This window comes from uncultured Nostoc sp. (assembly GCF_937863485.1).
GTDB lineage: Bacteria > Cyanobacteriota > Cyanobacteriia > Cyanobacteriales > Nostocaceae > Nostoc.
On record NZ_CALMFY010000173.1, the window covers coordinates 1 to 8,649 of the forward strand.

The window sequence follows — 8,649 nt, forward strand, 5'->3', positions numbered from 1 at the left end:
GCCAAAGGCTAACGCACCCTACGTATATTTCAAAAATCAAATATCAGTCCTATATTAACCATTTTATTTGTTACCCTTCTGGCAATTTAGCAAACGCCTGCTCAACTAACTCTTTTGCCTTAGCATCCAAACGCAGCCAATCCACTTCACCCAGTTCATCAATTAAATTAGTATCAACATCAGCAGTTTCCTTGTCTGGGCTGTATTCCAGAAAACACACTTGATAACATAGTTCCCACAAATCGATACTCGCTTCTTGCTGTTGACGCTGCAAATGTAGATGATATCCTGGATGGGGCATCGGCAGACGAGTAAGAGTCTCTCTGATTCTATCTGCTTCTTGGGGCGTTGCAGTTTCCATTGCTTGCAACAACTCAGTCACCAATGCTTTGATTTCATCAGTGGTGCTAGGCGGCCAAATCAGGACATCGTTATAAGTTCCCGTCCAGGAAGATTCATCAAGCAACTTGCGGATATTGTCGATAACGCGAATGAAAGCAGGTTGCATAAGAATTTCAGCCTGCTGCCATGCAACTGAGTTTGTTATTTTAGGTGGCATTGGTAGTAAACAGGGGCACTAAAAGAAAAATAAACAGTCTGCGTTTATTAAAAAGCTGCGTTTTTAATCTAAATCTTTTCTCAAGATAGCGGATTTCATTGAAGAAAATTTGGAGATATTTATTACCAGCTGGAAAATTAGGTAATAACTCTGGGGAGGGAATATGATCGGCAAGCTACTAGACCATCGTTACCAAGTAATTCGAGTCCTCGCAATGGGAGGATTTGGTCAAACTTACATTGCCCAAGATACTAGGCGGCCCGGCAACCCCATGTGCGTTGTCAAGCACCTCAAACCCGGAACTGACCCCAGAGTTTTTGATACTGCTAAACGCCTGTTCAACAGCGAAGCCGAAACCTTAGAAAAACTCGGCAACCATGACCAAATACCCAGGCTCTTAGCATACTTTGACGAAAACCAAGAATTTTATTTAGTACAAGAATATATTGAAGGACATACCTTAGCTGAGGAACTTATACCTGGTAAGCGTTGGAGTGAAAGCCAAGTAGTTCAACTGTTACAAGAAGTTCTGGAAATTCTCGAATTTGTCCACCGCCAAGGCGTGATTCACCGCGACATCAAACCAGATAATATCATCCGTCGTGCCTCAGATAATAAGTTAGTTTTAGTGGACTTTGGGGCAGTGAAGCAACTGCGTACACAATTGGTGACAGTGGGCGGACAACCCTCTCCCACAGTAGTTATTGGCACTCCTGGCTATATGCCCACAGAACAAGGGCAAGGTAAACCGCGCCCCAACAGTGATATTTATTCCCTTGGCATCATCGCTATTCAAGCACTAACAGGATTATCAGCAACAGAACTGCAAGAAGACCCAGATACGGGCGAAATCATTTGGCAGCAATCTGTAGTTGTGAACTACCGACTGGCGGCAGTGTTGTCCAAGATGGTACATTATCATTTCAAAGACCGCTACCAAAACGCCACGGAAGCACTGCAAGTATGTAAAGATGCGATTAATCCTGTACCTGCACTTTCCACACCTCAAGAATCTGCCAAAAATTCCAGTTACCAAGCAGCCAAATTCCAGCCTCAAGTATCTCGGCTGCGAACTGTTGCAGTTGCACCAGCAAATCCTGTCAAACCTGCCCGTCAAGACTCTAGCAAATCTGATCCATGGCCGATATTAATTGGCATATTATTGGCGGGAGGTGCGGCTGCTTTGGTAACAAATGTATATCCAAATGTGAAAAATCTAGCTTCTAATCTTACAGGTAACGATACCGCCTTAGCAAACAAATGCTCGGCTGTTATCGTCGGAAATTCCAATATCCGTTCTGAACCTAGTTTGATAAATTCTGATAATGTTTTGCAAATAGTTGCCGATAACACCAATTTCGAGGTGACTGGCAAGCGCACAAAACGAGGTTGGATAGAAGTTAAACTTAAATCTGGTCGTTTGGCTTGGGCCCACTCGGATGTGATAACCAATAATGAAGAATGGGGTTCTTGCCTGCGCGAAAAGGGCATTGCAACTAAGATTGTAGATGATAGTCTTCTGATTGCGACTCGACCGACTCCCAAGCCAAAAGCAAAATCGAGGGATGTAGTAACTCCATTACCAGAAAAATCGAAGCAGTCAACTTCCGACACTGGGAAATCAGATCAATCGCAGCCTAGTGATAACAGTGCCAATATTGTAGAACAAGCAAGACAGAAGTATGAATCAGGAGATATAGTTGGAGCGATCGCACTTTTAAGATCGGTTCCGGCAAATGCTGCTTCTGGTATCCAAGAGACGGGCAAAGTAATTGCCCAGTGGCAGGAAGATTGGGGGAAAGCAGAGGCGTTATCTAATGAAATCAACAAGGCAATAGATGATGGTAAATGGGATAAAGTTTTAGATTATAAAAACCATCCAGAAAAGTTGCCTAATACTCAATATTGGCGAAATAGAATAGAACCATTATTTAAACAAGCAGCCGAAAATCTAGCAAAACAGGCACTAACTAAACTAGAAAATCAAGGTAATCAAAAGACTACTCAACATCAACTTCCCAATACTAACCAATCTGCCACTACAAAAAGTCCTAATGCTACAGAAACTCCTAAAGGCGGTTTATGAAATCAAAGTTTGTTAATTATAATGTTTCAGCATCTATTGGTAATAAGTAATAAATAATATTATTACCTATACCTATCGATGTTGAACTAATTTGTCTTTTATTGATGTATATTTTCAGCGATTTGAAGGGCTTGTGCTAATAATTGCTCGCTTTTATTTTTTTGTTTTAATTGTGTGTACCCAATAGCGATCGCAGTTATCATCACGGCTTTTAATAGTTTTAGCAACTTCAAGTGCTTGAGATAATACCTGCTCTGCTTTAGCAGGTGGTTCTACTTGAGTAGCTTGCTCAACAATTTTAGGCAAAGCTGAGACTTTGATAGATTCAGACTCTACCGAAAGCAAGTTTTTAGCAAAGTCAGACTCTGGCGAAAGCAAGACTTTTTTATAGTCAGACTCAGCATCCTCTTTAAGTACTTGAAAAGCCTGCTTGTATTGACTCTTTTTTGCGTACTCAACAGCAAGTACACTCAATGCTTCCCTTTTATTGTTAGGTACTTTGTTTCCTTGATCGCTTGCAGGGCTTGCTCATATTGCCCTACTGCTGCACACGTCATAGCAATTTCAGCAAACACATCTGCTGAATAAGCACCAACAATTAAACCATCATGAGTGATATAAGCGTCTTTAAATGCTTTATAATTAGGGTAATTCTTTATTAATTTGGCAATCACAATAGATTGGTTGCATTGCCCCAGTTCTGCATAATCAACAGCAATATCAGCCAAATGAAAATTGTTTATACCATATTTTTCTTTTTTAATACTTTGAAGGGCTTGGGCTAACAGCTGCTCTCCCTCAGCCTGTTGTCCTACTTGTGCATACTTAACAGCAACTTTAGCCACGTTAGTGATATTGTTTGGATGTTGTTGTGCATTTTGTAAGGCTTGCGCTAGCACTTGCAATGCCTTTGCTTTTTGTCCTACTTGTGCATATTTAAGTGCAATTTCAGCCATCTCATCAGTGGTTTTAGCTTTTTGCAGTGCTTGTACTAATATCTGTTCTGCTTGAGCCTTTTGCCCAGTTTGTGCATACTTAAATGCAACTTCAGACATTACTATAGATTGAGAAATAATGAAATCTTTTCCATTTAAAGACCCATTTGTAACATTTATTGATATTAATTTGACAACTTGAAGGGCTTTTTCGTATTGCTCCACTTGTACTAGGCGATCAGTAATATGTTTTAACCTAATATCTATATAACCTATTTCTGCTGTTGGTTCGCGTGAATGAAAAGATTTTGCTATTTACTGATAAGATCGTGCTATTTCCTGAAGAGATTTTGCTACTTGAAGTGCTTTGTCGTATTGTCCCATTTATACATAAATAATTCCCAACTGCTCCAATAAGTCTTGTCTAATGTTAATATCCTTAGATATTTTGGCAGTTTGAATAGCTGGGGCTAATAACTTCGAGGCTTTATCCTGTTGTCCTAATTTTGCATATCCGACAGCAATTTTAGCTAAAAGTTCTGCCTGGAGTGGTTGCTTACCATTATTTTTCTCGTAAATGGCAACCTTATCCACAGGTTGACAAGCTACACCAAATATGATTAATAATACTGCGTGAGCGCAGGTTGTCGTACTCCTATGGAGAAGCAAGCTACGCGTAGCGTCTCGCAGAGAAGACATCGCCAGTTTTTTGAGTTTCATCCGCTTTTTGAGCTTGATTAATCACTCATGTACAAAAAAAGCATCTAGGCAGTATTTTAACAGTGTTACCCTGTATATCTTTTACCTAGATGCTTTGTCCGATATTTTTTGTTGTTACTGCATTTCGTCGTATTCTGGGGCTTCAACTCGTCTTGCTTCCATCCGCGAAGCAGGTAGAAACTCAGCGCGACGGACTGGAACCAAGGACGGCGTATTTCCTTGGTAGGGGTGAATCACTTGTACAGTACGGGCTGGACGCTGCCGTGGTGAGAATAAAGCCAATACCCCAGCGACGACAACACCACCACCAATAGTGAGAGCCGCACCTCCTACAGCCCAGAGCATGGATGAAGACCACCAAGGATTTTGCGGCTGGAATGCTGCTGCTTTTTGTTGGTTATTCTGCTGGGCTAATTGCCACTGTTGCTGAGTATTGAAATTTTGAACTTGGCCTTGGAGTTGTTGATTTTGCACCTTTAGCTGTTCATTGTCGTTTTTTAAACGCTCCAACTGCATCTGCGTGTTCAACTTCTCCATCTCTAGGCGCTGGTCAGAAGTAGGAGCAGTCGGTGGCTGACTGGGATACATTGGTTGCCCATAAGGACCGTAAGGATACATTTGTGGCTGTACTCCCGGCGCTACTACAGTCCCTGGCATTTGCGAAGCAACGGCAAAATTAGGTTGTAGGGGGGTATTTGTCCCTTTGAGCAATACCAGAGCCGCCAGCCCAGCTACGGCGACCCCGCCGATAAACGCCATACTCTCACTCATCGCCTTTGCCCCTCAATTGCGACGTAACTATAACCATTTGTGACTGACTCCCTCTCACACACATAATTTATACCTACTTAGCTTCATATAATACTCAAACTATAAGCGACCAAATCAGCTAGTTTTTTAGAACATGATATCTGATGTTAATATTCAAAACCATAACGGTCAAATTGTCTACCAAATAAGAAGAGAAAAACTGCGTTGTTATACTTTTTAATCTACTTTCCTCGTCTAATCAAGAGGAGTATTTGTACTGTTGTTAGTGGTCTTGATAGCTGCCTTGAGACTTTGGCAAAATTCGGCGATCGCATTTAGTCCCTGCTCTGGTGTGCCTTGGGCCAACTTTTTCACAAAAGCACTACCCACGATCGCACCATCTGCGCCCCATTCCATAACCTGACGGGCTTGTGCAGCTTCGGAGATGCCAAAGCCGACTGCGATGGGTTTAACAGTAACACTACGAATTTGTTTGAGTAAATCGGACACGCGGATTTCCAGTTGTGATCGCATCCCTGTAACCCCTGTGACGCTGACTAAATAAATAAATCCTTGAGAAGAACGAGCGATCGCTTCTATCCGTTGGGCAGAACTGGTGGGAGCGACCAACAAGATTATGTCAATTCCCATCTCACTAGCTGCTTGGAGCAAGCCTGCTGCTTCCTCTAAGGGTAAGTCAGGTATTACCAAACCTGCGACCCCAGCAGCCGCAATTGAAGAGAGAAATTTTTCAATTCCACGGTGCAAAATTGGGTTGTAGTAGGTAAACAAGACAATGGGCGATCGCAGTTTAGGAGTAATCCCTTGCAACATTTCCAGCACCTGCTCTAATTTCGTTCCCGTTTGCAGGGCGCGGGTAGCAGCAGCTTGAATTACTGGCCCATCCGCCAGAGGATCGGAGTAGGGTATGCCCAGTTCTATAATGTCGGCTCCACTGCGATCTAGAACCTGCAACGCTTTTGCTGTTGTTTCTAAATCTGGATCGCCAGCAGTAATAAACGGAATCAGAGCGCACTCACGATTCCGTCTAAGGGTTTCAAAGCAATGAGAAATCGCAGTCATTATAAGTGTCAAGAGTCAAAGGTCAAGAGTCAAGAGTCAAAATTGGGACTTTGGACTCTGGACTCATCAATGATAACTTTACACCTGAGATTGCTCTTCTTGTTCTATTTCAGCTTGAATTCGTGCTAGTTCTTCAGGAGTAAGCTCATCTAGTCGCTTTTGGAGAAAGTCTTGCTCATACTGTTCCCGCTGTTGGTGGTAGGTCATTTTTTGTCCCACCGCACGGAAAAAATAGCTGGCTAACCAGCCAACTAACCCACTGACTAGTAAGACTTGGCTCCATATACCAGCTTTCTGATTATCCAAACCGACTAGCTGCAATCCTATATATGCCAAGCCGCCGGCAATAAAAACACTCAAGCCAATTCCAATAGCGTCAATCCGTCGCATGAGAGTTATGACCTACCAATCTCGTTAAACTTCAATTTGTCGCCGTTGGGGTCGAAAATTTACAAACGGCGATAGAACCAACAAACCCGGAAAGAAGAAAAATACCAAAAAGTACATAAAGGTACGCTCGATGGAGGTAGCTACATACCAACGCTGCTTCAGGTACAGCAAGATAGCAATCGGGATTACCAGAAGGTAAGCTCCAGCCAAAATCAGATACAGCAGGGCGACAATCATAACTTTCAAGTCTTAAGCTTCTGTTTTCCATCATAGGCTGAAGAGCCAGACTGAGGAAAGTATAGTCATGACGCTTTTAACATAACTACGCCAGAATTCCTCGTCTATATCCAGATTAGACTGATAAAAGGTAGTATTATCCTGTAATCGTAAATCCACTAGCAAACAAATGCTTTAGTCAGACAAGAAAGAAAACTCATCCAGATTGATCAGGAGGAAACAAGGAAAATTTCCAACTCTGGAACACAATCGCCCTATCTGGAAAAAATATTTTCAATCTAGTTGGACAAAAGACACAATTGATGGTGGAATAGATGAGGAGGTATTTACTGCCTCCAGGAAATAACTAGTTATACTAGTTGCCAAACACCTGCGGGGGTGTGGCGGAATGGTAGACGCTACGGACTTAGATAACTGAGCCTTGAAGGAGAAATCCCTCAAGTGGAAGCTCTCAAACTCAGGGAAACCTAAATCTGGTTACAGACATGGCAATCCTGAGCCAAGCCCAAAAATTTTAGATTTGCGATTTGAGATTTGCGATTAATCTTCAATCCAAAATTCAAAATCTAAAATCCAAAATTGAGGGAAGGTGCAGAGACCCGACGGGAGCTACCCTAACGTTAAGTCGAGGGTAAAGGGAGAGTCCAATTCTCAAAATCTGAGCTAGCTATTGTCATCAGGTAGCAGTGAAAACTGCGGGAGAATGAAAATCCGTTGACCGTAAAAGGTCGTGTGGGTTCAAGTCCCTCCACCCCCATTAAAAATTTAAAATGCCAAAAGACTCCTATATAAGGTATGGGCGGGTTGTATTTAATGGTAGATCAACTCGCCCATATAGTTTTATATTGGCTCTGATTTTTAAGACTAAGTAATTTCACTTAAGTTTTTGATAAATTATTAAACAATTTGTGTTTAATACTTTATTTATAGTCCGAGTTTATCAAATTTGTGTAAAAAGATTACTGAATCTCTAAAGAATAGATTGATGCTACTGTTCACCAAGGTTAAGCTGGTAATAATATGAACAGGAAGCTTTTTTATCCTGATAACTGGAATGAGCGCTAATAGTTTATCAATTAGTCAGCAAGATCCCGATTATGTTATGTCTAACTCTAGACAGCTAAATGTGCAAATTGCACAAGAGGAGGTTTATAGCTTCTTCGTCAAAATTGTCAAAAGATTGTCGCCAGATGATGTTTTACGGGAATTCAAAGGTTTATTTATAGACGGTCTTGATTCACAGTATTCCCATTCTATACCTGGGATATACAGCATTTTTTTAGATGATAATGAAAAAGAGTACTGTAATACACTTAAGCGGTGTATCTACATAATAATTAATAATTGGAAAACTAACAGAAAAGACAAATATATCCAAAAATTAGTTAATTTATTCGTTGATGAAAGTCGGAAATTAGATACCAATGATTTTTTAGAGATAAATATCCGTAAAAGCTGGCTAGAAAATTTTATATCCAGCAAAGATTACCAAGAAATAAAATTATTTGCTAATAAACATGACGAATTATCTAAAGGTCATTGGGCTAATCGCTACACTTCTTATTTATTAATTGATCAATCTGTTAATGAGAATAATTGCCGAGAGCAACAAGAGGTTGCTAGAAGGCTTTATAGACAGATAAAAGACAAATATAAGTTTGAACTAGCAATGTATATTGCTCGTTCTCAATCTGCTGTCCCAAGCACAAACCGCTACAATAATCCCAGTATTTTGGGAGATAATGTTCTGCATTTGATAAAAACAATTGTTTTAAAAAAGGGTATATTTAGCCATGAAAATATTGCCAATATATTTATCAAACAGACTCGAGATCGGGAGCATCCCAGTTTTTTGCAAAGAGGACGAAAATCAGTCAGGATAAGTAAGA

General features: G+C 40.9%; 9 protein-coding genes and 1 pseudogene. 2 read left to right on the plus strand and 8 right to left on the minus strand.

Translation table 11 applies throughout. The features are described 5' to 3' along the window. Positions 1-70: 70 nt before the first annotated feature. On the minus strand, positions 71-559 hold the full coding sequence (locus Q0541_RS23105; RefSeq protein WP_298915969.1) for a hypothetical protein: 489 nt from the start codon (positions 557-559) through the stop codon (positions 71-73). A gap of 163 nt (positions 560-722) precedes the next feature. Here Q0541_RS23105 and Q0541_RS23110 point away from each other — a divergent pair, with 163 nt between their 5' ends. Beyond that, entirely contained in the window at positions 723-2,645 is a 1,923-nt protein-coding gene (locus Q0541_RS23110) for a serine/threonine protein kinase (RefSeq protein WP_298915973.1), read from the plus strand. Between the two features lie 153 nt (positions 2,646-2,798). Here Q0541_RS23110 and Q0541_RS23115 read toward each other — a convergent pair whose 3' ends face one another. From Q0541_RS23115 to ndhL, 7 genes are all read right to left on the minus strand, one after another. After that, on the minus strand, positions 2,799-3,119 hold the full coding sequence (locus Q0541_RS23115) for a hypothetical protein (RefSeq protein WP_298915976.1): 321 nt from the start codon (positions 3,117-3,119) through the stop codon (positions 2,799-2,801). Further along, on the minus strand, positions 3,116-3,805 hold the full coding sequence (locus Q0541_RS23120) for a hypothetical protein (RefSeq protein ID WP_298915979.1): 690 nt from the start codon (positions 3,803-3,805) through the stop codon (positions 3,116-3,118). The genes Q0541_RS23115 and Q0541_RS23120 overlap by 4 nt, the downstream gene beginning before the upstream one ends. 159 nt (positions 3,806-3,964) lie before the next feature. Further along, positions 3,965-4,300 carry a hypothetical protein gene (locus tag Q0541_RS23125; protein WP_298915984.1) on the minus strand — a complete coding sequence of 112 codons (336 nt, stop codon included), beginning with the start codon at positions 4,298-4,300 and terminating at the stop codon, positions 3,965-3,967. A gap of 114 nt (positions 4,301-4,414) precedes the next feature. Beyond that, positions 4,415-5,071 (minus strand): heterocyst differentiation related protein, encoded by a 657-nt coding sequence (locus tag Q0541_RS23130; RefSeq protein ID WP_298915987.1) that lies wholly within the window; start codon positions 5,069-5,071, stop codon positions 4,415-4,417. Positions 5,072-5,305: 234 nt separating this feature from the next. After that, the gene (gene trpA / locus Q0541_RS23135) at positions 5,306-6,133 is read right to left on the minus strand and encodes a tryptophan synthase subunit alpha (RefSeq protein ID WP_298915990.1); all 828 of its coding nucleotides are present in this window, start codon (positions 6,131-6,133) and stop codon (positions 5,306-5,308) included. 78 nt (positions 6,134-6,211) lie between these two features. Continuing rightward, complete coding sequence (locus Q0541_RS23140) at positions 6,212-6,523, minus strand: DUF3007 family protein (protein WP_298915993.1); 312 nt, start codon at positions 6,521-6,523, stop codon at positions 6,212-6,214. Between the two features lie 24 nt (positions 6,524-6,547). Next, entirely contained in the window at positions 6,548-6,760 is a 213-nt protein-coding gene (gene ndhL / locus Q0541_RS23145) for an NAD(P)H-quinone oxidoreductase subunit L (protein WP_298915996.1), read from the minus strand. A 1,054-nt stretch (positions 6,761-7,814) separates the two neighbouring features. On the opposite strand from ndhL, the pseudogene Q0541_RS23150 reads away from it, so the two are divergent. Then, positions 7,815-8,649 (plus strand): annotated as a pseudogene (locus Q0541_RS23150) (hypothetical protein); the annotation flags it as partial.